Consider the following 22883-nt stretch of genomic DNA (forward strand, 5'->3'; position numbering starts at 1 on the left):
CTTATAACTTCTATATAGAACTTATTTTTTATATTGTAGTATATAGAAGTATTTATGTCAAGAGTAGATATCTTATTAGGTGATTATATTGATTTTCCTTTATTCTTTAATCTCTTATTCTTTAGGACACAATAAAAGCCCTCCTATGATAATTTCATTTCACCATAGAAGGACTTATATATTTTTATAGATTTAAATTATGACCATAGTCATTTTACTCTGATACAGAAAAACTATAATCTAGCTTCTAATTTCGCCTTTTCTTCTTCATAACCTGGCTTACCTAGTAGGGCGAACATATTTCTCTTGTAGTCCTCTACTCCTGGCTGGTTAAATGGGTTAACACCAAGGATAACACCACCTATACCACAAGCCTTTTCAAAGAAGTATACCATCTGACCAAATGTATATTCATCTAGTCTTGCAACATTTAGGATTAAATTTGGTACATCCCCATCTGTATGGGCTAGTAGGGTTCCCTGGAAGGCCTTGTGGTTTACAAAGTCAACAGTCCTACCTGCCAGGTAGTTTAGACCGTCCAAATCATCCTTGTCTAACTTTATTTCTATATCTCTTCTTGGGTTTTCTACGTTAATTACAGTTTCAAAGATAAATCTTCTACCATCCTGTATATACTGGCCCATTGAGTGTAGGTCAGTTGAGAAGTTTACTGAAGCTGGGAAGATACCCCTCTGGTCCTTACCTTCACTCTCACCAAACAACTGCTTCCACCATTCAGCAAAATACTGTAACTGTGGTTCATAGTTTACCAATAGTTCAGTTTCCTTGCCCTTTCTCTGTAATACTGTCCTTGCAACCGCATACTGGTAGGCCTGGTTCTTTTCAAGGTTTTTTACAGAGTACTCCTCTCTAGCATCCGCTGCCCCCTTCATCATGGCATCTATATCAAAACCTGCCGCAGCTATAGGAAGTAGTCCAACAGCAGTTAGAACTGAGAACCTGCCACCTACATCATCTGGTATTACAAATGTTTCATAACCTTCTGCCTCAGCCAGACTCCTAAGAGCCCCCCTCTTGGCATCTGTAGTTGCATATATCCTCTTGGCTGCTTCTTCCTTACCATACCTCTTTTCCAGGTCTTCCTTGAAAATTCTAAAGGCAAGGGCTGGTTCAGTTGTAGTACCAGACTTAGATATTACATTTACAGAGTAGTCCCTATCCTTTACCAGGTCCAATAGGTCTAGTAGGTAAGATGAACTAATGCTATTACCTGCAAAATATATTTCTGGAGCCTGTCTCTCTTCCTTACTCAAGTTGTTTTTGAAATTTTTACCCAACATTTCTATGGCTGCCTTGGCACCCAGGTAAGAACCACCTATACCTATAACTACCAATATTTCTGAATCAGACTTAATCTTGTCCGCTGCCTTTTTAATCCTGGCAAATTCATCCTTGTCGTAGTTTACTGGAAGGTCAATCCAACCTATGTAGTCATTACCCAAAGACCTGCCCTCATGTAATAGGTCGTGTGCTACGTCAACGAATGGCTGCATAGCCTCTACTTCTCTCTTGGCCAAAAACTTTTCAGCCTTACTGTAATCAAATTTAATATTACTCATATTGCCTCCTCTATTACTTTTTATTTATAAAACGACTCTACCACAGTCGTTATATTACCAAAATAACCAATCCATTATTTACATTATACCACTAGTCACCATTTTTGGTATCTAATGGCGAATATTTTTCAATTATTTTTTCTGCACACTTTATACCGTCGACTGCAGCTGTAACTATACCACCTGCATAGCCTGCCCCCTCTCCACAAGGGTAAAGGTTGCCAATATTTACAGACTTGAGGCTAGACTTGTCCCTATTTATCCTGACTGGGGCCGATGATCTAGTCTCTACACCTGTAAGGACGGCATCTGGCATGGCAAATCCCTTGAGTCTCTTGTCCATATCTACTAGGCCCTGCCTCATTGCTTCTACTACGAAGTCAGGTAGGCACAAGGCCAAGTCTGTGGGCTTTACACCCGGCCTATATGATGGTCTTACACTAGCAAGACCTCTAGATGGCCTACCTGCCAGGAAATCTCCTACCAGTTGGCAGGGTGCATGGTAATTGCTACCTCCCAGTTCAAAAGCCATGGCCTCATATTTTTCCTGAAAGTCTATGCCAGCTAGGGGGTGGTCTGAACCATAGTCATCTATTGTTACATTGACCAAGAGTCCACTGTTGGCATTTTCCAGGTCCCTGGCATGCTCACTCATACCATTTGTAACCAGGTGACCCTGACTACTGGCTGAGGCTATTACGCTGCCCCCCGGACACATGCAGAAGGTATATACACTCCTGCCATTTTCCACCTGGCTAGTCAGCCTGTAATCTGCTGCCCCCAACCTTTCATGGCCCGCAAATTTTCCATACTGGGCCTTGTTGATTAGGTCTTGGGGGTGTTCGATCCTGGCCCCTATTGCAAAGGGCTTTTGTTCCATATGCAGACCTCTTGAATTGAGCATCCTGTAGGTATCTCTGGCACTATGACCTGTAGCCAGTATTAGGTCCTGACAGGCCAGGTCTTCATGGTCATTTACTCTTACAGACACTATCTGGTCACCTACTAGGTTTATATCAGTCAACTGGTTGGAAAACCTAACCTGGCCACCTAGACGGATTATTTCCTGCCTTATATTTTTTACTACATTCTTCAATATATCAGTACCAACATGTGGCTTGTGGGAATAGAGGATGTCCTCTGGTGCCCCTGCTAGTACAAACTCTCTTAGGACCTTTTCACTCCTGATGTCCTTTATTCTGGTTGTCAGCTTGCCATCAGAAAAGGTTCCTGCCCCTCCTTCACCAAACTGGACATTGGACCTGTCATTCAGGATGCCTGTCTCCCAAAACTTGTCTATATCAGCAGTCCTGGTATCAACATCCTGGCCCCTTTCTAATAGAATTGGTCTATAACCCCTCTGGGCCAGTAAGAGGCTGGCAAAAAGTCCGGCTGGACCTGCACCAACTACAAGGGGTTGGTGCTTCATAGTCTCCTGGCCTGGTTTGACATCTTGATACCTGTTGGTCTCTATAAAGACCGTGTCCTTTGGTTTTCTAGCCAAGACCTTTTTTTCAGACTTAAGACTGACATCCACTGTATATACAAAACTTATCTGGTCTTTCTTTCTGGCATCTATGGATTCCTTATAGATGCTGTAGTCAACTATATCATTGTCATGTATCCTCAATTTTTTGCACAACTTAGACCTCACTAGGTCTATTGGCTGGTCTATATCAATTTTTATATTAGATACTCTTAACATGCTTCCTCCTTCCTGACCACAGGTTAATCAGGCTTCTCATGCTTTAAATCACCTGGCCTGGGCCTAGCTTTTAATTTCATCAAATATATAAAAAAGACTAAATCACAAAAGAAATACTGTAATTTAGTCTTATCATCTCATAGATTTGGCTTAGTCCTTAGTAATCAAGCCCCTTATAACCTTCATATTATTAAATATCTTTTCAATAAAGTTTTCGGCTATTTCATTGTCTAACAGCTTGATTTCAAGGTTTTCATTATCTTTAATTCCCTTGTCCCTGCAATACTGGTTGGCTATATACATTATAGCTTCCTTATTGTCAGGTGCCAGTGAGTATTCCTTGTAGTCAACTATCACATACTGAAGAACTTCCTGCCTACCAGCCTTATTGTATCCAATTTCTATATGGTAGATAACAGCAAATAGGTTTTCTATACTTTCTTCACCCTTGTAAACCGGTATAGCTGGATGTGATTTTATAAAATTAGTAGATACTGGTATACTATTCCCTACTTTTAACTGCATATTTCCTCCTATTCACCTTCAACAACTGCTAGTATTTCTTTATTTCTCTTGGCTAGAGTACTAGTACTTACATCGTACTTCTGGGCTATAGAGTTCTGGGTAATACTCTCTCCTATAGACTTCCTATAGTAGTATTCAAGGCCTGAAGCCCATCCATTTTCTGCACCTGCCAGGTTCAGCTTGGATGAAATTTCTGACCATAAGTCCATAACCTTAACCAGGACATCTTCCTCTTCAATTTTTGACCTAAGCAGGTCTTCTAGGTTTGAAATTGAGCCTGAATCTTCCTCATCTTCTAAGTCATGTAGGCTTTCTTCCATCATGCTGTCCTTATAGTCACTCATCTGCAACAAGTTCAACATGTGCTTGTAGAAGTATAGGGAATTTATAGATATAAAGTAGTCTATATTAGCTATATTATTCAGGTCTCCCTTATACTCATTCATTACATCATTGTAGATGTAATCCTTGGCATCTTCCTGGATTCTAATTGTCAAATCAGTCAAGACATATATATTGCCAACCTTGACTGGTCTGGCCAATAGGTACTGGCCTACTTCAAATCCTGCCAAGATTTCTGCATCAAGAGTATAGTACTGGATACCTGTAAAGATATCTCTAATCACTACCTCTAAACCTTCAAACCTGTCTATAACAAACAAGCTTGGGTGAGAGTTTAGGCAGTTAACAACTATCTCCCTATCATTCTTATTAAACTTTTTATGACCTAGGACATACATAGCAGGAGTATTTTCCCCATCAACCATATAGTCATATGAGAAGTATGATGCAAAGAACCTGTTTGAAGCTATATTGTTTACAATCATATCATCAAAGAATATATTCCTTGCTTCCTCTTCCTTGCTGGCAAAGGTCTCATCATTTTCAATCAGGTCTTCTAAAGACTCACTAAGGCCAATGATTGCCCTTGTATATGCCTCATTTGCCTTTTGCTTTTTGTCGTGCAGAGTCTTCTGGCCCAAGACCATCCTGTGGTCTGCCAAGTCCTTATCCATACAACATTTTTTATATTTTTTACCACTTCCACAATGGCACAAATCATTTCTATTCAACATATGTAACTGCTCCCTACTATTTTCTATCTAAAAGACATTTCACACATAAATATTGCTTTATTAAAATATGTACAAAGGCTAGTCCTATACAAAATAATAAACAATACTTTAAATTATATCACAGTCAATTTAATCTGACAATATAGTGTTAATTATATTAATTATGAGATGTCCTCTAATCAAAAAAATGTAGTTTTATTACATATTTTGACTGGCCCTGGCCATCATAGTTAAGACTTTCTACAACTAACTTATTGTCCATAGACTTTAATCCCTGGACAAACTTTAAAAGGGAGTCCCCCTTCCCTGATATGCTTATTTCATACTGCCTGTATCCATTACCTTCTATAGCTTCCATAGACTCAATAGAAAGTCCCTTTTTGGATATTTCATAAAGACCAAGGTCCCTAGCCATATCAGGTCCCTTACCAGACCTCCTAAATTGGCCTCCCATATCCTGATTATCCGAACTGTCACTTCTCTTTATACTTTCAATCTGGAGGGCCAAGTCCCTGTTTTTTTCCTTCATTGGGTCCACTAAAGTAGTGTTAATCAAGACCATAAGGCCAAAAAATGCCAGTATGTACAGTATGTTTTTATCAATCCTCATCCTTCCCTCCTATAGGCTTTCATGCCCTATACGGTCAATTCTTTATTTCCAATTTTACCAGGTACTTGTAGGCCTTCGTCTTGACCTTCTCCTTGACAAGCTCAAATTTTTCATCTGGCTTGGGGCTAGTTTCCTGACCAGCCTGGTCCTGGTCATCCTGACTTGGATCAGGCTTTTTCTCTATCTTACGCTCAACTTCTTTTTCTACATAGTATTCCACCTTGCTAATTGATTGTATGCTTGCCTTGTCAAATAACTTGTCAGAACTTATAGCCCTTATCTTAGCCTGGTCATCAAGTTCAAACTCTACAAGTAACCTGTCCCTATCATAGTCTATTTTCTTTACCATATTTCCCAACTTTTTGTGAATTTCATATACCTTGACAATATCAAGGCCATATATGTTTTTGTCAATTTTCTTGGGTCTGTCAACTTGACGAGTGTCCCTAGATAGGGATTGGACCCTGGCCTCCTGCAAGTCCCTGTTGAGACTGCGGTTGTTCATAAATACCCGACTGCCCATAAGTATAAATAGGACAGATATAAGGACCATAAATCTCATAAGATAGGTATTTAATTTTGACTTCCTCACATTTTCCATGTAGTAGTCTACTAGCCTATCTTTCTTAGACTTCTTTCCACCTATTAGGGACTGGTCCTTGCCTTCCAAGATTTTACCAAAAGTATTTGGCCTATAGTCATCTAGGGTTTCCATATTAGTAAGAGAACCTACAAGGTCTTTGAACCTATGACTCCCGTAATCACCAAAGACCAGGACCTTGCCCTGGCTATTGAGGTAAGATATAAAGTTTTCGTCCCTGTATGACTGGTCTACAACGATTGAACTCTTTATCCTTATCCCATCAAGTATGGTTAAAACCAGGTCGGTATCCCTAACCTCCATTAGGGCAAAGTATTCAACCATATTTTCTATAAAATGACCTGCCAGCTGGTAGTTGGTATATATGGCCATGCACCTTATCTTGACATTTTTTTCTATGTATTTAGCTAGCTGGTAAAAATAATTTGGAAATAGGCAGATATCCAGAGAAACCATATCATTTTCATCCACCTGCCCCCTCTTATATACCAAACTATAGTTGTCCTTATCTAAATTTAATAATTCCATTATCTCTATATCTACGACCAGGTCTATATCCTTCCTCTTGGAATTCTTCAAGACCTCTATATTTCTGACGACTACATGGTTATTCTGACACACCATATAAAACTTCTTAATTTTAGAGCCTAGCTTCTTCTCCAAGAAAGCAATATTCTCACAAATCTTGTAGGCAATTTCATTTTGTTTGTCAAAGATAGAGTCCATGTCTATATCCAGGGGGTAGTACTGGTCAAACAGGAAACTTGGTTCTCCAGACCTAGAGTAGACTGTCAGCCTATATCCCCTTGTCTCAAATCCTATAAATAAAACCATCTTCTACCCCCTATAATATAAAATATAGTTAAAATATCCAAATTAGGTTAAAGTCCCTAACTCATCATCTTGCCATCAGGCTTAGTCTGGCTTTGGATAGAAGGTCTTGCCACCGGCAGTTACCTTTAACTCCTTGCTAACGGCATCCTCTTCTACAGCAAAGTCACCTGTCACACTCTGTGGCTTTGGCTTGCTAGATAGGTATTTGGCCTCTACCAGCTTGTCAATATTCTTTATGTCATCGCCTTCCTTACCTTCACTCTCTGCCATATATACTGCTGTTGCAATATTAGAAGCATTAGCATAGTCTGCATTTTCCTTGGCCTTCTTCTGGGCACCTGAGAATTTGATAGCTACAACACCGGCAAGTATGCCAATTATCGCTACCACAATCACTAATTCCACCAAGGTAAAACCCCTTCTCTTTTTAGTTTTTCTAAGACTTGTATTTTCTACCCTTAACTTATCCATTAAAATTACCTCCAAAATTATCCTATGGACCCAAATCCATATTATCAACCATAGAATAAGCACCCTACTGTTGGGCTTAGGTTACTCAACCTTCTACCATATCACATCTTCGTATATAAGATTTCTACTGGCCTAGGCTTGATATCATATCAAACATAGGTGACAGGATAGCATATAGGCAGCCCCCTATTATAAGGCCCATTAGAAGTATTAGGGCTGGCTCAACAATTTTCACCAGATTTTCCAGCTCTAGGTCTAATTCCTTTTCATAGTAGCTAGAGGCCATCTCCAGGCTCTTATCAAAATTACCAGATTCCTCTCCAGACATAAGCATGGATATGAAAACCTGGGGAAAGATACCCGATAGTTCAAGAGACCTGGTCACTGACTTACCCTTTTTAATATGGTCTCCTACCATCTTCATTTTTCTTTCTATGTATGAATTATCCAGCAGCCTAGTCGTGATATCTATAGACTCTCCTATGTGTATACCACTTCCTAACAAGATTGCCATAGCCCTGGAAAAATTATCTGAAACTACCATCCTGTTTATGGTCCCAACCTTGGGTATTTCAAACTTCTTCTTATCATACCAGGCCCTGATTTCCCTGCTATTTTTTACCATCTGGACCAAGGATACTAGCAATAAGATTGAGAATACCAATAGAATCAAGAGATTCGCCCTCAAAAACCTAGACAAGCCAAAGAGGCTCCTAGTGGCTACTGGTAGCTGGTCCATGTCTACAGCAAAGGCACTTTCAAAATTTGGTACAACAAATACCAGCATAAAAACCAGGCAAAGAAGGGTAACAAAAACCAAAATCATGGGGTATATGGCAGCTGCTATTAATTTGTTTTTAAGCCTGTACTCCCTATCATAGTAGGCGGTCATTTTTTCAAAAACAAAGTCAATATTACCGCTGACCTCACCTGCCCTTATCATACTGATAAAAAATACGGAAAAGGCATTCGTCAAATAAAAGGCCTCTGTCATAGTCCTCCCCCTCTCTATATTCCTCTTTACCATAGCCATGACTCCTGACACCTTCTTGGAGGATGTATTAATTATGGTATCAAATATGGTCATAAGGTCACAACCTGACTTCTCCATGCTGGCTATCTGCTGGCATATGAGCTTGAGCTCCTTATCCCTAATTTTTTTCTGCAATAGAATCTTCATATGTCACCATTCCATTTTCTATAGCTAGTGCCCTTATCTTCTTGGCTTCCCAGCCAGACTTTACACCAGACCTTAGTTGGTCGTCCATCTGTAAAATCTCATATATAAGGGTCCTGGATTCGTCATTAGACCCCCTTATTATCAGTTTTTTCTTGACCAGGCGTTGGGCTATAACACCCACCAGGGCTGAATTAATCATATACTTATCTATCCCCATATCTTCAAGCCTAACGATAGCTGAAATCGCATCATTAGTGTGGAGGGTAGTAATTACGAGGTGACCTGTTATGGCAGCCCTTAGGGCTATTTGGGCCGTCTCCACATCCCTAATCTCCCCTACAACAATGCAGTCTGGGTCCTGCCTCAAAATTGACTTTAGCCCATTATCAAACCTTAGGCCTGCCTTGTAATTTACCTGTACCTGGTTGATACCATCTATCTTGTACTCAACCGGGTCTTCTATAGTTGTTATATTAATACTCTTATCTTTTAATTGATTGAGCAAGGAATATACGGTCGATGACTTACCACTACCGGTGGGGCCTGATACGATTATCATGCCACACTTTTGGTCTAGGATACTTCCGATTATGTCTTCAGCATGGCTAGAAAAGCCTAGTTCTTTCATACTTCTTATGGAACTTGCCTTGTTCAAAATCCTCATAACCAGTTTCTCTCCATATATGGTCGGTATAGTACTCAACCTTATATCAACATCCTGACCCTTATATTCATAGCTAAAACGACCATCCTGGGGTAGCCTCTTTTCAGTTATGTCACAAGAAGCTCTTAGCTTGATAATGGTACTAATTTCGTGGTGGTTAGTCAGCGACAGCCTATCTACTAGTACCAGGTCTCCATTTGACCTATACCTTACCAAAATTTCCTTGCTAAAGGGTTCTATATGGATATCACTTATATCAGACCCAATAGCCTGGCTGATTATATCATCTACTATTTCTTTGGCCATAGTTTCAGGATCCTTGTCTAGGTCCTTATATGACTGGTTTATCAACCTTCTTATATTGTCCCTGGTATCAAGCCTGACCCCTATTTCTCTACCAGATATGGCCCTGAGGCTATTAACCAGGCCAATATCGAATTCAGCCATCAAAATCTCTAGTTTGGTATCGCTGGCACTGAGCGGAAATATACAATACTTATCCGCCATCTTTTTGGGAACTACTGTCGACAAAATATTCTCCAAAATCCTCTACCTCCTTACTCACAGATATATAGACAAAAAAATAAAAATAACCCCGAAAAGTTATTTTTATTTAAAATCATATCTAGTTTTATCTTATACCTAGCTAAACTAGGGCAGGACCTACTATCCTACCCTAATATCTTTTTTAACTATTCTGTATAGTATTAAAGTCTGCACGTGATGTTGTAAACTCCAAGTGCTGACCAGTATCATCCGGACTAGGTGGTGTAAGAGATACTATATAATCTCCGCTAGAAATCCTTGGCTTATGTTCTGTAGTAAAGAATTCAATATCTCCAGTCTCAGTCATAGTGAATATATTGATCCTCCTATAGTCCATAACCCTATAGTATTCCTCTTCTGTCAAATCCTCCGTAATCTGTGTAGCAGTAAAGTCATAACCGTCTTCAACCAACCTGATAAGGCTCAGGTATGTGGCCCTGTAGTCACCCAGCCTAGGTACACCTATATTTTGAAGTTCTTTAAAGTCAGACCTTACCTTGTCACCCAGGACATTGATTATACAAATACTGCTATGCTCAAACTTACCTACAAACTCATTGGATACCAGTATATTATATAGGGGTATTGGCGTATTTAAGAGCATCTTCTTGTAGATTACCAGGTCTAGATTGTAGTTGGCAACCTCGTATAGGATTTCTCCCTGGTAGGTCTCTATATCTGTATTTATAACATTTTCCAGGTTTTTACCACTATAGTCAACTATCAGGCTAGGTATATCCCAGGTATTCAAGAATTTTGCCATTGCTACTGTAAATGGATTAGAACCTACTATTACCACACCAGGCTTACCATCATGGGCCAGGCCAAGCTTTTTTGCCAGTGGCTGGATGGAAAACCCATGGGCAACCACAGTTACTATTACCAAGGCAAAAGTCAGGGCTAGTAGGAGTTCTGCATCCTGGTAGCCCTCTTCAACCAATAGATGGCTGAAGTAACCTGTAACAGTCAATGCTACTATACCCCTTGGTGCAATCCATCCTATAAGGGTCTTTTCCTTAAGGCTAAGGTCCGTTCCTATGGTCGACAACCATATGGATAGGGGCCTAACTATAAATAACATGGACAGGACAAATAGTATTATCTTCAACTGGAATATATCTACCAGGACAGTCCTAGACAGGGATGCTGTCAGCATGATAAACACTGAAGATGTCAATATTACAGATATATTTTCATTGAAGTGCATTACCTGTTCAATAGACGATATATGCATATTAGCCAGGATTACACCCATTACTGTAACTGCCAAAAGACCTGTCTCATGTGTAATAAATTCACTCAAACTAAAGGTTCCCAAGACCAGACATAGTACTATGGCTGACTTTAAATATTCCGGGAAGTAATCTTTCTGTAGGGCCTTACCGGTTCCCACACCCACCAGGCCACCTATTATTGCTGCAATCACAACACCTATCCCAAACTGGACCAGTATACCTGCATTCACATTTGGAGATGTAAGAACCTTGGCTGCCTCAAAGGATAGGACTGCCAAAATTGCCCCCATTGGGTCTACCAGGATACCCTCCCATTTTAGGATTGTAGATACCTTAGCATCCAACTTGGCCTGCCTTAACAGGGCTATTATTACAGTTGGTCCTGTAACAATTAAAACCGCCCCTATGACCAGGGATGTGGTAATGGATAGACCAGCCAGGAAGTAGGCACTTAAACTTCCCAAAATCCAGGCTATCAAAGCTCCAAAGACTACTATCCTCTTGATAGTCATCCTGGTATCAGTAATCTCCTTGAAATCCAAGGATAAACTTCCCTCGAATAAAATTATGGCTACTGATATAGATATTATTGACTTGTATAGGCCATCTCCCAAGACTTGTGATGGCACTATTATATTTAGAAATGGTCCAACAATTAAGCCGGCTAAACTCATTATTACTATGGCTGGTTTGGAAATCTTCCAGGCCAACCACTGTGAAAATATTCCTAAAAATATTATTAATGAAACTGCAAATGTGGCCGATATCTTCATCAAACCCCTCCCTTCCTTTATTTTTTTGAGAAAATAAGGGCTTCCTTCCTCTTAGGTGGCTTTGGCTTTGATTCCATATAGCCTAAAATCAAGGGTGCTATAGACACATAAGATTCCGGTATATTATATTCCTTCTTAAAATCTTCTCTGTTAAATATTTCTTGACCAAAACCTATCCAACATGACCCTATACCCTTGCTAAAGCCAGCCAGGATCATATTCTGAGCCAGACAGCAACAATCCTCTATATACCATGGAGAAGTATTTTCTCCAAATACTATAAGCAGATTTTTTGCCCCATAAAACAGGTTGAAGTCTGGATCTTTAAACCAGTTTATATATTTTTGATAGGCTGGCAGGTCATCTATCCTAGACAGGATATCTTCCTTACCAATATCCGACCACCTCTTGATTTCTTCAGGGTCCTGAATTATTACAAATCCCCAAGGTTGACGGTATTGGCCCGTTGGGGCACACATACCAAGGTCAATCAGTTCCATTATTTCATCATAAGTTAATTCTTGGTCAGTGAAGCTTCTGACACTCCTCCTAGACCTTATGCACTCTAATATATCCATTTTTTACCTCCCCTAGATTAAACTAATAAGTTAAAGACTGGTCCTCCTATAATTATTACTTATAAATTAAACTGGCCAATCTTTATATAAAAACCAAGTCTATTATAGACCCCTATTCTTCAGAAATTCTTGACTCCATCATATATATCAAGGACTCTCCTGGCATCTGGCCCAAATCAGCCAAATCACTAAGGGTCATCTTGGCTAGGTCACCATTGGCAGCGAGAAACTGCAGCTGGTTGAACCTTGGATTTACCGATATTATATATTCCTTTAGGTAACTAAATTTTTCAAAAAGTTCAGTAACCGGTGTATCTAACCTGATACCTGACTTACTTTCAAAAACATTATCTTGTGATTTCATCTTATAACCTCCAATTATTTTTTATGTATATATATACTCTTAACTGTGTATTTTTATACAATTATTATACATGAATATAAGTATTTTTTATCCATAAATAGACAAGTTCATTCATTTTTTTGTTTTTTCATGTATCTCTACCTATTTTTATTCAATATAACTATACAAAAATGACAACATCCATAATTGCCGGTTTGCTATGGATGCTGCCACATAATTTAATAGATTTTATTAGTTCAAATTATCATCAACCTTATTCGACATAGAACTTTTCATATTGTCAAGGCTTAAAATCATGCAATTAAAATTTATATTTTTATCTATAAGAGTAGCTCCCTTACCTCTTCCCAACTTGATACCCTAGTAATATTGTCACCCTCTATATTCCTATTGTACGTGGCATCCATAAGTATTACCTTATAGCCTGCCTTATCCAGGTTTATGGCATTAGATGGGTCATCTTCTATAAAGCAGTCACAGGCCAATTTTTCAGCCATGGCTACCTTGCCACCATTGCCACTAATAGAAAAAATATCAGTATAGTTTATTCCCTGCCTGTCTATCCAGGCATTGGTAACATTAGCTATGGCACTACTCCTGGCAGTTACTATATATACCCTGTCACCCCTGTCATATAGGTCATTGACAACCTCCCTGGCACCTTCTACCAGCTTATTTTCCCAGTATATATCCGTATGGATATGGTCAAAATCCTTGTACATCTGGCTGTGTTCTGGTCCATAGGTATCATTCCAGTCTATAGATGTATAGTCCTCTATGCCTAAATTTTTACCGGTTAGTTTATTTAAATATGGTATAAAAAAATATGGACTTGTCATTGTACCATCTATATCTATACATATATTTCTCTTCATATCTTCCCCCTTTATAGGTTATCTTATAACGTATTATCTAGTATGGCCTTTTTATTACTCAGATCCCAAGTCTTCAATCAGGGCCAATTTAAAGTCCAGGTAGTCACAGGCTACCAAGTGGTAGGACACACCATCATGTAGGCCCTTTAGACCCCCCTCAAAACTATCTTTTCCATGCAGGTGGCCATAAATCACATACTTTGGCTTGTACTTTTTTATCACTTCCATATAGAGAGAGTCTTCAAACTTTTCATTTGTAGGCGGATAGTGGAGGATTACTATATAGTTCTCGTAACCAGCCTTTTTTGCCCCTTCTAGAGATATTTCTAGTCTCTTGGCCTCCCTCTTGTATATAACCTCATCCTTATCATCAAACTTTATTTCATTGGGACTCAACCAACCCCTTGTCCCACACAAGGCATATGGACCTAACTTGTGAAAATTGGTATTCATAAATATCATATTATCACCATATAACTTGTTAAGGCCTGTTGCCGTAGTCCACCAATAGTCATGGTTGCCCCTTATAAAGTACTTCTTGCCTGGTAGCTTGTCTATTTGGTCAAGGTCTACCCGGGCATCTTTTAACTTTGAGGCCCAGGATATATCACCCACTACCAGGACTACATCCCGATCACTAACCCTGGATGACCAATCTTGGAAAATCTTCTTATCATGACCCTCCCAGTGGTCTCCAAAGATGTTCATGGGCTTGTCTACACTTCCTGACAAGTGGAGGTCTCCTATTGCAAAAATCTTCATCTTGCCTCCTATCATTAATTAACCTTGGTCTTGTTTAAGATTTCATCTAACTCTTCCTTGAGTACCAGTAGGGATTTTATATTTCTTGATCTGGAAATTTCATTCATCTTCATCCTATAAAGATAGTAGTTTTCTTGGTCACCCAATTCCTTGAGCTTGTTTACCCTGGAGTAGATATCTGTCAATACATATTCCTTTTCTGTAAATAGCTCCTGGGCCTTAATTATTTCTTCTCTTATCTCTCCCATCTCCTGGTCAAGCATAAAGGCGGCATCTGCAGCCCTCTTTAGCCTATGAGCCAATTCATCTGGTATATAGTGGTCGTACTTATACTTTAAAGAGTGTTCTATAGTAGCCCAAAAGTTCATTGAAAGTGTACGGATCTGGATCTCACACTGGACTTCCTTTACCCCGTGTATGGTATTAACCGGATACTTAACTATTAGGTGGTAACTCCTGTAACCACTTTCCTTGGCATTATTTATATAGTCCTTTTCCAGGACTATAGACATGTCATTTCTCTCCTTGATGATATCAACGAGTACATATATATCCTCAACAAACTGACACATTATCCTTATACCGGCCAGGTCTTCTATGTCCTCTATATTGTCTATATCCAGTTTTTTCATCTTGGCAAGGGCTGAAGAGAGCTTCTTTGTCCTTCCAGTTACAAACTCAACCGGGGAATGTTGCTTGGTATCCAAATAGTCATTTCTAACATTTCTAAATTTAATCTTTAGCTCCTCTACCGCATATGAGTAGGGTCTAATTATTTCTAGCCACTGTTCGTATTCCATAAAATCACCCAACTTCCTAACCTTTAATTGAATATGAAACCTATCATATATTTTGCTAGTCTATTACTTGCCGGTTACTTTTTTGCCTGTATTATACTTGCCTTTTGCTTATTTTTACATATTTTTACTTGCTTTTATTTATTATTATTTGCCTTCTTCTAGTCCTTGAGCTTGTAGTAAAGCCTGTTGTCCTCTATAATAAACTCTATTACTTCCTCATCCATGAGGTATGATACCACTGCATTAAGGGCATTCCTATAAATCATATAGGCCAAATAATCAAAAGGTAGCTTGTTTTTGGATGTTATAAACTGTTCTATATCATCCATGCTTGCCTTGTCTTGAAGAGCCTCTAAGACAGCTTTTATCATCCTCATAAGGGCCTTGTGGTTTTCATTGGCAATTTCCAAGATTTCCTGCTTGGAATAGTTCCTACGGGAATGTCCTAGGACACCAATCTCAAAGTCTATCAGCCTCAACCTATCAAGTGACTCCATCTGCCCCTTATAGTCATGCATAAACAAGAAGTCAAACTTGTCCAGGGAGTTTTTAGTAACCAGGAGGTCTGATATGAAAAATACACCATCATCTGTAACCAGGCCTATAGACCCCTCTGTATGGCCACAACAATTAATCACCTTAAATTTATGGCCGGAAAATTCTAGGACCTGGCCTGGATATATGGTTTCATCTACCAACCTTATATCCTCGTTTGGGCCTGGTACAGCCATGTATTCTTCCAGGGTTTTAATCAGGTATTTAGACCTGGTTCCCCCCATCAGGTAATCCATATAGTGGTTTGGATTTTCAGCATATACCCTGGACTGGTAGGATGAATATATTTTTGCCTCTGGAAAGGCCTTCTTCATCTGGTAATTACCACCTATATGGTCCTCGTGTTCATGTGTATTTATTATGTACTTTACATTTATATTATTTTTCTTAAAAATACCTATCATTTTTTCTTGACGCTTGCCAGCAAGACCTGTATCAACAAGAAGGGCATCATTGTTTTCAAATAAGTATACCCCCGTATTTGTCCCACCATTTATCAAGTAGGTATTTCCCTTTATATTCCTCAGCTTCATTTTTTCACCTGCTTTAAACCAATATATTTTTCATATATTTTTCTTACCCTATATATTTTATCATACCTGGCCCCAATTTGCATTATATCTATTTGACATTGCCAAACTTAGCATGGTATATTTAAGTGTATATATGTTTTGGAGGTAAAAGTATGAATAGATATACTAAATTTATAAATATGATGGGTAGCTACTACACTAAAGATTTTGAAAAGGAAAAGAAAAATATTATAAAGGTCAGGGAAGTAAAAGAAGAAACTGTAAGAAAGTTCTTCCTACAGGGAGATTGCGAGGTCCTGGTTGTCTTCGAAGACACTGGCAAGGAAATACTGATAGATGACTTCTCACCTGAAGAAGATATCAAGAAATACCTAGGCAAGTCTTTTCTGAAAAAATAGGCATAAAGTAAGACAGAATCTCGGGGGATGAGATTCTGTCTTGGGGAGATTGAGTATTTTAATTTATTATGTTTGTATTATATATCTTCCCAATCTTATCCCCCTCTAAACATATAAATCAAAAAAAATTAATTTTTTTATTTTCTTTCATCTTGGATTTCATTTAGGTAGTTATATATTGTATATCTAGATACGCCCAACTGCTCTGCTATATAGGGAACACTCTTTTGTATCTTAAATACTCCGGCATTCTTAAGGTTTCTGATAAGGGTAATCCTATCACTCTTATTCATACCGACAATTTTTTTGTTCATTTTTTCCAGCTCTATCTGGAATTTCTGTTCTACTAGTTCACCGCTATCAAATACATCAAATTCATCATAGGCTTCATCACCCATAGATAGGAACTTCTTCAAATGTGAGTGGAGTACTGTTAAATCATCACAATCATAATTTATACAGAAGGATATATTTCTTCCAAAGGCACTTGTAACTATTGTAGAAGACTTTATTTCCTTCTTTATTCTCTTATTAGCCTTCTTATAGTTTATATTGTAGCCACCCTTGCTTCTTTCTATCAATTCTTCTGACCTTGTTGTCAGGGGATCACCTGGTTTTCTCCCTGTTACTTGACCATTATAAATTGATAAGATCGAATTTTCAGGATCGTCCAAGTCTGATATTACAACTTCACAATTACTGCCAAACATCTCCGATATTATCATGGCCATAGCATCTAAATAACTTAAAAATGTATCAAAATCAACCACTTTTCCACTGTAATCACTTATAGTCATACTAGCTTATCCACCTTTCATTTTTTCATGTATATTCAAGCCCAATTCTAGTTTTATTAATTATATCATATCTCTATACATAAAGAAAAGATTTGCCTAAAAGTTGACAAAAAATCAATTATCTAAGAAATCATAAAAATCATCATTTCCAGACTCAACGAAGTCAAATAGGACATTTTGTTCAAATTCCAGGCTGTCTACCAGGCTAAAATATCCACTTAGGCTATCCTTAAATACATAGTCTACAAAGGACCTTGTATCCAGGTCAAAAGTTGCCAAATATAGGATATTTTCTGTTAGAAATATATTAAACATGAGGTCATTGTTAATCAGGTAGACCTGGTTGTCAAGGTGGGAATTATCCTGGTAGTACTGGGTAAAGAGGATGCCGTTTTCGTAGGTCAGTTCCTGGATTCCAGGATATATCTCCCTTATTTTATCGGCCAAGATAGACATATCACAGGCATCATGGTTTATCTGGTAGATATCCACTATTTCCGGCTTGGATATCATGTCAAAAACCTCATAGTCATATATTTCTTCCTTGCTCATGACCATAAAGGACCTCAGACTATACTTGTTTGGCTTGTCATAGTAGACCAACTTATCCTCATCCACATCCTCATGGGCTATATTTACTACTATATTGGCATCATAGTAGCCGTCAATATCCTCATATATGGCCCTGCAAAGGTACCTGTCTGGACTCTTCCTCTCTATATGGTTATATAGTAGGGCCCCATTTATCTGGCTAATATGGCTAGCTGCAACCAGCTCACTACCCGAATAGTGCAATAGGCCGTCCCAGTCCCTAGCCACAAACCTCATTACCATATAATTTACAAATTCATACTCTGACTCCATTTCCTTGCATAGGCTATCAAAGAGGCCACTAGCGTCTACTGATTTTGTGTCACAGGCCTCATAGAAGTCTTGGTATACCTCTTCAAACCCATCTGGTAGGGGCTTTTTGTACCATTCATTTTTCCTCCTATACTTCTTTACCAGGTAGGCTACCTGGCCTTCTGTCAGGTCTATGTTAACCCCACCTAGGCCCCCGTATTTCTTCCTATAGAATAGGTCCCTAGTTTCCTGGTCCATGTCCCTCAAGATGTAAAGGTCTGATATGCCCAAGCCCTCTGCATCCAGGATAAATACATGGGAAACTATAGCCTTATCACGGTTAAAATCAAGGGATTTTTCTTCTATATTCCTATTTTTACTGCCCTGGCCAGGCTCCCTATCTATGTCAAGTTCTTCCAACCACTCCACCATTAGCATCATGGTTCCCATCAGTCGTGTATTCGTGCAAAAAGCTCTTTTAAACTTCTTCATACTACCTCCTATTTTTATCTGCATATACTCTATTATAAGGCCTAGGCTATCTTATATCAAATAATTTTGTAAATTGAGGTTTTCATGCTTTTTTGGTATAATATCCATATATGAAGGGAGGTTGATAAAATGGCTAATATAGCTGCTTTTTTTGATATAGATGGGACCCTGTACAGGGATTCTCTTTTAATAGAACATTTCAGGAAGTTGATACAGTATGACCTAATCCATAGGAGGGAGTGGTCTGAACAGTTGGAAACTACCTATATGAATTGGGAGAAAAGGCAGGGTAACTATGACGATTACCTACACGAAATTTCTGACCAGTATGTTGAAGCCTTAACTGGACTGGACAAGTCATCAGTCGACTTTGCCAGTGACCAGGTAATCAAGCTTAAGGCCGACAGGGTCTATAGGTATACAAGGTCTAGGATTAAATGGCACCAGGACCAGGGCCACAAGATTATTTTTATATCGGGATCACCTGACTTTTTAGTAAGTCGTATGGCTGAAAAATACAAGGCCAGTGATTATATAGGTAGCAAGTACTTTGTAGAAAATGGAAAGATGACCGGGGGTGTATCTCCTATGTGGGGGTCGGATAGCAAGGACAAGGCCCTCCAGTATTTTATAGATAAGCACTCTATAGATATGGAAAAATCATATGCCTACGGGGACACAAATGGTGATATAAGTATGTTAAAGAGGGTTGGCTTCCCTATAGCTATAAACCCTTCCAGGGAAATGCTCCACCAATTAAACATGGATGACTACTTGAAAAATAATACCCTTGTAATTATTGAAAGAAAGGATGTCATCTACCAGGTACCAACATCTGTCCTCCATATAGAAGACTGTTGCTGATAGTTGATAGAAAGTGAGGTTTTTATGTACAACAAGAAATTACTTAAATTTGATGAAGAAAATGACCAGGCAAAAAGCCTGATTGAAGATTTCGATGAAAACTTTGATGATGATTTTGACCAGGACATGGGTGAAGATTTTGATGAAGCTGGTATAAAGATAGTCCTTCCAGAAGGAAGCCAGCTTGTTGATGACCTGGATGATGACCCCTTTGCTGACCAGGCCAAGAGCCAAAAAAAGGGCCCAGATATCACTAGCTCTTTAGCCAGGATAGCCGATGCCCTTGAAAGAATTGCCGATGCCTTGGAAAGATGACCTATCTCATCTTTATAAACTTGGACAACTTGTCATGATAATAGACCACAAACTGACTTAGACCCTTGTCATAAATCAAAAAACATATGTTATAGACCAAGAGTGTAAGTGGTATATACTTTGATATTAGGTCGTTTATAACTATAAACTGCCCATATACCAGGTAGGCCACAAGGAAGACCAGGTTGGCGTAGGCCAGCTTGACTCCCAACTCCAACTTAAATGATTTGTTTTTTTCTACTAGGGCCTTAATTAGGGGGTAGGTAGAAAAGGTCAATAAGTAGGTTGCAAAGTGGACCTTGTTGCCTATAAGAATAAAGGCTAGGATAATGGTTCCCAGGGTATATAGGGCACCATCCCTTAAACCAAATTCTATAACTACCACTAGGGCTGGTAGACTTGCCAGAACCAAAAGGGCTATAGTATTTGTTGGTATATAGTTGACCAGTATATATATTATTGAATTAAAGGCTAGGAGAAGGCCCATAAGGGCAATTCTCCTAGCCATATTATTTTTATTAGGTCCTGGTGGTCTTGCTTTTATATTTCCATTTTGACTTTGGGGTTTTGTTGGTCTGGATTCCCTGTCACCCTCTTGACCTCCAGGTTTTATTTCTTTATAATCCATAAGCTACACCCCCATTAACAGCAAGTTATAAGGTCTCCTCCCATGCACTCGCAACAACTGTCTGCACACCATAGGGTACAGCAAGTATCACAGCAGTTTCCACCACAGCAACAACAACCAGAATTATCCAGGTTAGTCCTTCTCCTATTGTAGTAGTCTGCCCTTTGGTTGTAGTTGTTCCTATTGCCAACATAGTTGTTGTAGGCGTCCTGGAACTCCCTATTGTTAGGTTCCATAAACTTGGCCCTCTTTATATAGTCCTCGCCCTCTTCATAAAAACCAAGGTTCATTGCAGCCATCCCCCTTATGAAGAACCATTCTGCGTCCCTGTCCTGGAAATTGTTCATAGTGTCGTAACATCTTCTATAATCACCTCTAGCTAGGAGGCTCCTAGCATATGAATAATCGTTGTAACCTGCCATAATATATCCCTCCAATTTATGTCTATTCTTAAAATATTTACAAATAATTTTTAGTAAGGCCCTTAGTAGATAGGCGTTATTCCCGTCTATTCAGCCAACTAATAAAATAAAGCTAGACCCATATTAACAGATCTAGCTTAACTTCCCCATAAATGAGCTTAGGATTATTATACCACAAAGCCCTTCTTATTTATAGTTTTTATCAATTATATTTCCTAGAGTATGCCAGGCAAGTACTGCACACTTAACTCTGGCTGGCATATTTGACACATTTTCTAAGACAACGGCGTCACCCAAGGCATCTATCAGGTCATCATCTACAGGTACTTCCTTCTTGATCATACCTATAAACTTCTCCGTCAAGACCTTGGCTTCATGTATATTTTTACCCTTAATTAGGTCTATCATCATAGATGTTGACGCCCTGGATATGGCACATCCCACACCCACAAAACTAGCATCCTTGATAATTTCCCCGTCCATTTCCAACTGTAGGGTAATTTCATCACCACAGCTTGGATTATGGCCTAATTCCTTGTATGTAGGGTCCTCTAGGTCTCTCATATTGGCCTTGTTATTGCTCTCCTGTAGGAGCATGTCTGTATATAAACTCTTAAGATCCATATCCCATCACCTTTCTTACTTCCTTAAGCTTTTCGATAAAGAAGTCAATTTCTTCAAATGTATTGTAAACTGCAAAGCTAACCCTACATGTTGAATGTTGCTTTATAAAAGTATGTAATGGCATGGCACAGTGGTGGCCTGTCCTGATAGCTATGTCATAAGAATCCAAAACTGTTGATACGTCATGGGCATGGACATCCTTGACATTAAAGTCTATCAAAGGAGACCTCAAGTAGCTAGGAGTAGAGTAAATCTCTACAAAGTCCAGTTCACTCATCTTCTTGTAGGCATAATCTGTCAATGCTAGTTCATGCTCATGTATATTGTCTACACCTACCCTCTCCATAAAGTCTATGGCTGCTGACAGGGCTATTGCTCCACCAACATTCTGAGTACCTGCTTCAAACTTGGCAGGAACCGGTGCATATGTAGTTTCCTGTTCATACACATATTCAATCATGTCTCCACCATACATAAACGGTGTCATTGATTCTAGTAATTCCATCTTTCCATAAAGGACACCTATACCCATTGGGGCATACATCTTGTGACCTGAGAATGATACAAAGTCAACGTCCCAATCCTGGACATCCATCCTTAGGTGTGGTGACAGCTGGGCACAGTCGATTGATACCACTGCCCCAACCTCATGGGCCAGTCTAGTTACTTCCTTTACATCTATTACTCCGCCAACAGTATTTGACGCACCTGCTAGGGAAACTATCTTCGTCTTGTCACTTAGGACCTTCTTGTATCCATCCATATCCAATTCATGCTTGTCATTTAGGTATACATACTTTAGGACTGCACCAGTCTTCTGGGCTACAAACTGCCATGTAACAAGGTTGCTGTGGTGCTCATAGACTGAAATCACTATTTCATCGCCAGCCTTTAGCTTGTCTAAGCCATAAGAATATGCTACCAGGTTCAAGGCCTCTGTAGTATTTCTTACAAATATTATCTCATTTTCTGACTTGGCATTTATAAAGTCCCTAACCTTTACTCTTGAGTTTTCGTATAGGTCAGTTGCCAGCATACCCAAGTAATGGGCCCCCCTATGAGGGTTGGCATTCTGGAATGAATAATAGTTGGCAAGGGCATCAATTACACACTGTGGTTTCTGTGAAGTTGCCCCATTGTCCAAGTAAACTATCTTTCTACCCATCTTGGCTTCATCAAGATAAGGGAATTCTTTTCTTATTTCATTTATCGTCTGCTTATCCATGGTTTTTA

Annotated in this window: 25 protein-coding genes; 3 read left to right on the forward strand and 22 right to left on the reverse strand. The window is 39.1% G+C overall.

The window, feature by feature from the left end; genetic code table 11:
• Nucleotides 1-233: 233 nt before the first annotated feature.
• The 16 genes from HMPREF0634_RS07555 to HMPREF0634_RS07630 form a co-directional block, all read right to left on the reverse strand.
• Nucleotides 234-1580 carry a glucose-6-phosphate isomerase gene (locus tag HMPREF0634_RS07555; protein WP_007790549.1) on the reverse strand — a complete coding sequence of 449 codons (1347 nt, stop codon included), beginning with the start codon at nt 1578-1580 and terminating at the stop codon, nt 234-236.
• Between the two features lie 91 nt (nt 1581-1671).
• A complete protein-coding gene (locus HMPREF0634_RS07560; protein WP_007790557.1) occupies nt 1672-3285 on the reverse strand; it encodes an NAD(P)/FAD-dependent oxidoreductase in 1614 nt (537 codons plus the stop codon).
• Nucleotides 3286-3435: 150 nt separating this feature from the next.
• Nucleotides 3436-3810, reverse strand: coding sequence for a hypothetical protein (locus HMPREF0634_RS07565; RefSeq protein ID WP_007790621.1), 375 nt, complete (start codon nt 3808-3810; stop codon nt 3436-3438).
• 8 nt (nt 3811-3818) lie between these two features.
• Nucleotides 3819-4886: an SEC-C domain-containing protein gene (locus HMPREF0634_RS07570; RefSeq protein WP_007790609.1), complete on the reverse strand. Its 1068-nt coding sequence runs from the start codon at nt 4884-4886 to the stop codon at nt 3819-3821.
• A 175-nt stretch (nt 4887-5061) separates the two neighbouring features.
• Nucleotides 5062-5496, reverse strand: coding sequence for a hypothetical protein (locus HMPREF0634_RS07575; RefSeq protein ID WP_007790498.1), 435 nt, complete (start codon nt 5494-5496; stop codon nt 5062-5064).
• 34 nt (nt 5497-5530) lie between these two features.
• Nucleotides 5531-6931, reverse strand: coding sequence for a hypothetical protein (locus HMPREF0634_RS07580; RefSeq protein WP_040565900.1), 1401 nt, complete (start codon nt 6929-6931; stop codon nt 5531-5533).
• Nucleotides 6932-7012: 81 nt separating this feature from the next.
• Nucleotides 7013-7402, reverse strand: a complete 390-nt coding sequence (locus tag HMPREF0634_RS07585) for a type II secretion system protein (protein WP_007790529.1) — start codon at nt 7400-7402, stop codon at nt 7013-7015.
• A gap of 124 nt (nt 7403-7526) precedes the next feature.
• Nucleotides 7527-8582, reverse strand: coding sequence for a type II secretion system F family protein (locus HMPREF0634_RS07590; protein WP_007790556.1), 1056 nt, complete (start codon nt 8580-8582; stop codon nt 7527-7529).
• Nucleotides 8554-9789, reverse strand: coding sequence for a GspE/PulE family protein (locus tag HMPREF0634_RS07595; protein WP_007790568.1), 1236 nt, complete (start codon nt 9787-9789; stop codon nt 8554-8556). The genes HMPREF0634_RS07590 and HMPREF0634_RS07595 overlap by 29 nt, the downstream gene beginning before the upstream one ends.
• Nucleotides 9790-9934: 145 nt before the next feature.
• On the reverse strand, nt 9935-11800 hold the full coding sequence (locus tag HMPREF0634_RS07600) for a cation:proton antiporter (RefSeq protein ID WP_007790492.1): 1866 nt from the start codon (nt 11798-11800) through the stop codon (nt 9935-9937).
• Nucleotides 11801-11817: 17 nt separating this feature from the next.
• A complete protein-coding gene (locus HMPREF0634_RS07605; RefSeq protein WP_007790501.1) occupies nt 11818-12378 on the reverse strand; it encodes a nitroreductase family protein in 561 nt (186 codons plus the stop codon).
• Nucleotides 12379-12490: 112 nt separating this feature from the next.
• Nucleotides 12491-12742, reverse strand: coding sequence for a hypothetical protein (locus HMPREF0634_RS07610; RefSeq protein WP_040565901.1), 252 nt, complete (start codon nt 12740-12742; stop codon nt 12491-12493).
• A 320-nt stretch (nt 12743-13062) separates the two neighbouring features.
• On the reverse strand, nt 13063-13617 hold the full coding sequence (locus tag HMPREF0634_RS07615; RefSeq protein ID WP_007790524.1) for a 5' nucleotidase, NT5C type: 555 nt from the start codon (nt 13615-13617) through the stop codon (nt 13063-13065).
• A 54-nt stretch (nt 13618-13671) separates the two neighbouring features.
• Nucleotides 13672-14379: a metallophosphoesterase gene (locus HMPREF0634_RS07620; protein ID WP_007790509.1), complete on the reverse strand. Its 708-nt coding sequence runs from the start codon at nt 14377-14379 to the stop codon at nt 13672-13674.
• A 14-nt stretch (nt 14380-14393) separates the two neighbouring features.
• Complete coding sequence (locus HMPREF0634_RS07625) at nt 14394-15179, reverse strand: GTP pyrophosphokinase (RefSeq protein WP_007790606.1); 786 nt, start codon at nt 15177-15179, stop codon at nt 14394-14396.
• A gap of 158 nt (nt 15180-15337) precedes the next feature.
• Nucleotides 15338-16267, reverse strand: coding sequence for an MBL fold metallo-hydrolase (locus tag HMPREF0634_RS07630; RefSeq protein ID WP_007790553.1), 930 nt, complete (start codon nt 16265-16267; stop codon nt 15338-15340).
• A 152-nt stretch (nt 16268-16419) separates the two neighbouring features.
• Between HMPREF0634_RS07630 and HMPREF0634_RS07635 the strand changes: the two genes are divergently transcribed.
• A complete protein-coding gene (locus tag HMPREF0634_RS07635; RefSeq protein ID WP_007790526.1) occupies nt 16420-16665 on the forward strand; it encodes a hypothetical protein in 246 nt (81 codons plus the stop codon).
• A 137-nt stretch (nt 16666-16802) separates the two neighbouring features.
• Here HMPREF0634_RS07635 and HMPREF0634_RS07640 read toward each other — a convergent pair whose 3' ends face one another.
• A complete protein-coding gene (locus HMPREF0634_RS07640) occupies nt 16803-17462 on the reverse strand; it encodes a helix-turn-helix transcriptional regulator (RefSeq protein ID WP_007790559.1) in 660 nt (219 codons plus the stop codon).
• 114 nt (nt 17463-17576) lie between these two features.
• A complete protein-coding gene (locus HMPREF0634_RS07645; protein ID WP_007790495.1) occupies nt 17577-18797 on the reverse strand; it encodes a hypothetical protein in 1221 nt (406 codons plus the stop codon).
• Between the two features lie 129 nt (nt 18798-18926).
• Between HMPREF0634_RS07645 and HMPREF0634_RS07650 the strand changes: the two genes are divergently transcribed.
• Together HMPREF0634_RS07650 and HMPREF0634_RS07655 are read left to right on the forward strand one after the other, a co-directional pair.
• Nucleotides 18927-19661, forward strand: a complete 735-nt coding sequence (locus tag HMPREF0634_RS07650) for an HAD family hydrolase (RefSeq protein ID WP_007790535.1) — start codon at nt 18927-18929, stop codon at nt 19659-19661.
• A 24-nt stretch (nt 19662-19685) separates the two neighbouring features.
• Nucleotides 19686-19976: a hypothetical protein gene (locus HMPREF0634_RS07655; protein WP_040565902.1), complete on the forward strand. Its 291-nt coding sequence runs from the start codon at nt 19686-19688 to the stop codon at nt 19974-19976.
• Nucleotide 19977: 1 nt separating this feature from the next.
• Here HMPREF0634_RS07655 and HMPREF0634_RS07660 read toward each other — a convergent pair whose 3' ends face one another.
• The 4 genes from HMPREF0634_RS07660 to HMPREF0634_RS07675 form a co-directional block, all read right to left on the reverse strand.
• Nucleotides 19978-20604 (reverse strand): hypothetical protein, encoded by a 627-nt coding sequence (locus tag HMPREF0634_RS07660; RefSeq protein WP_007790581.1) that lies wholly within the window; start codon nt 20602-20604, stop codon nt 19978-19980.
• 14 nt (nt 20605-20618) lie between these two features.
• Nucleotides 20619-21026, reverse strand: a complete 408-nt coding sequence (locus HMPREF0634_RS07665) for a tetratricopeptide repeat protein (protein WP_007790547.1) — start codon at nt 21024-21026, stop codon at nt 20619-20621.
• A 186-nt stretch (nt 21027-21212) separates the two neighbouring features.
• Complete coding sequence (gene sufU, locus HMPREF0634_RS07670; protein WP_007790521.1) at nt 21213-21650, reverse strand: Fe-S cluster assembly sulfur transfer protein SufU; 438 nt, start codon at nt 21648-21650, stop codon at nt 21213-21215.
• Complete coding sequence (locus tag HMPREF0634_RS07675; protein ID WP_007790515.1) at nt 21640-22875, reverse strand: aminotransferase class V-fold PLP-dependent enzyme; 1236 nt, start codon at nt 22873-22875, stop codon at nt 21640-21642. Before HMPREF0634_RS07675 ends, sufU begins: the two co-directional genes overlap by 11 nt.
• Between the last annotated feature and the right edge of the window lie 8 nt (nt 22876-22883).

Source organism: Peptostreptococcus stomatis DSM 17678, from assembly GCF_000147675.1.
Classification (GTDB): Bacteria; Bacillota; Clostridia; order Peptostreptococcales; family Peptostreptococcaceae; genus Peptostreptococcus; species Peptostreptococcus stomatis.

Bases quoted from the DNA above. Each gene is read 5' to 3' on its own strand.
- HMPREF0634_RS07630 (WP_007790553.1), bottom strand. From the start codon at position 16,267: ATGAAGCTGAGGAATATAAAGGGAAATACCTACTTGATAAATGGTGGG.
- HMPREF0634_RS07650 (WP_007790535.1), top strand. From the start codon at position 18,927: ATGGCTAATATAGCTGCTTTTTTTGATATAGATGGGACCCTGTACAGG.
- HMPREF0634_RS07660 (WP_007790581.1), bottom strand. From the start codon at position 20,604: ATGGATTATAAAGAAATAAAACCTGGAGGTCAAGAGGGTGACAGGGAA.
- HMPREF0634_RS07575 (WP_007790498.1), bottom strand. From the start codon at position 5,496: ATGAGGATTGATAAAAACATACTGTACATACTGGCATTTTTTGGCCTT.
- HMPREF0634_RS07675 (WP_007790515.1), bottom strand. From the start codon at position 22,875: ATGGATAAGCAGACGATAAATGAAATAAGAAAAGAATTCCCTTATCTT.
- HMPREF0634_RS07615 (WP_007790524.1), bottom strand. From the start codon at position 13,617: ATGAAGAGAAATATATGTATAGATATAGATGGTACAATGACAAGTCCA.
- HMPREF0634_RS07635 (WP_007790526.1), top strand. From the start codon at position 16,420: ATGAATAGATATACTAAATTTATAAATATGATGGGTAGCTACTACACT.
- HMPREF0634_RS07625 (WP_007790606.1), bottom strand. From the start codon at position 15,179: ATGGAATACGAACAGTGGCTAGAAATAATTAGACCCTACTCATATGCG.
- HMPREF0634_RS07580 (WP_040565900.1), bottom strand. From the start codon at position 6,931: ATGGTTTTATTTATAGGATTTGAGACAAGGGGATATAGGCTGACAGTC.
- HMPREF0634_RS07560 (WP_007790557.1), bottom strand. From the start codon at position 3,285: ATGTTAAGAGTATCTAATATAAAAATTGATATAGACCAGCCAATAGAC.
- HMPREF0634_RS07605 (WP_007790501.1), bottom strand. From the start codon at position 12,378: ATGGATATATTAGAGTGCATAAGGTCTAGGAGGAGTGTCAGAAGCTTC.
- HMPREF0634_RS07610 (WP_040565901.1), bottom strand. From the start codon at position 12,742: ATGAAATCACAAGATAATGTTTTTGAAAGTAAGTCAGGTATCAGGTTA.
- HMPREF0634_RS07590 (WP_007790556.1), bottom strand. From the start codon at position 8,582: ATGAAGATTCTATTGCAGAAAAAAATTAGGGATAAGGAGCTCAAGCTC.
- HMPREF0634_RS07565 (WP_007790621.1), bottom strand. From the start codon at position 3,810: ATGCAGTTAAAAGTAGGGAATAGTATACCAGTATCTACTAATTTTATA.
- sufU (WP_007790521.1), bottom strand. From the start codon at position 21,650: ATGGATCTTAAGAGTTTATATACAGACATGCTCCTACAGGAGAGCAAT.
- HMPREF0634_RS07570 (WP_007790609.1), bottom strand. From the start codon at position 4,886: ATGTTGAATAGAAATGATTTGTGCCATTGTGGAAGTGGTAAAAAATAT.
- HMPREF0634_RS07645 (WP_007790495.1), bottom strand. From the start codon at position 18,797: ATGAAGAAGTTTAAAAGAGCTTTTTGCACGAATACACGACTGATGGGA.
- HMPREF0634_RS07555 (WP_007790549.1), bottom strand. From the start codon at position 1,580: ATGAGTAATATTAAATTTGATTACAGTAAGGCTGAAAAGTTTTTGGCC.
- HMPREF0634_RS07665 (WP_007790547.1), bottom strand. From the start codon at position 21,026: ATGGCAGGTTACAACGATTATTCATATGCTAGGAGCCTCCTAGCTAGA.
- HMPREF0634_RS07655 (WP_040565902.1), top strand. From the start codon at position 19,686: ATGTACAACAAGAAATTACTTAAATTTGATGAAGAAAATGACCAGGCA.
- HMPREF0634_RS07640 (WP_007790559.1), bottom strand. From the start codon at position 17,462: ATGACTATAAGTGATTACAGTGGAAAAGTGGTTGATTTTGATACATTT.
- HMPREF0634_RS07600 (WP_007790492.1), bottom strand. From the start codon at position 11,800: ATGAAGATATCGGCCACATTTGCAGTTTCATTAATAATATTTTTAGGA.
- HMPREF0634_RS07585 (WP_007790529.1), bottom strand. From the start codon at position 7,402: ATGGATAAGTTAAGGGTAGAAAATACAAGTCTTAGAAAAACTAAAAAG.
- HMPREF0634_RS07620 (WP_007790509.1), bottom strand. From the start codon at position 14,379: ATGAAGATTTTTGCAATAGGAGACCTCCACTTGTCAGGAAGTGTAGAC.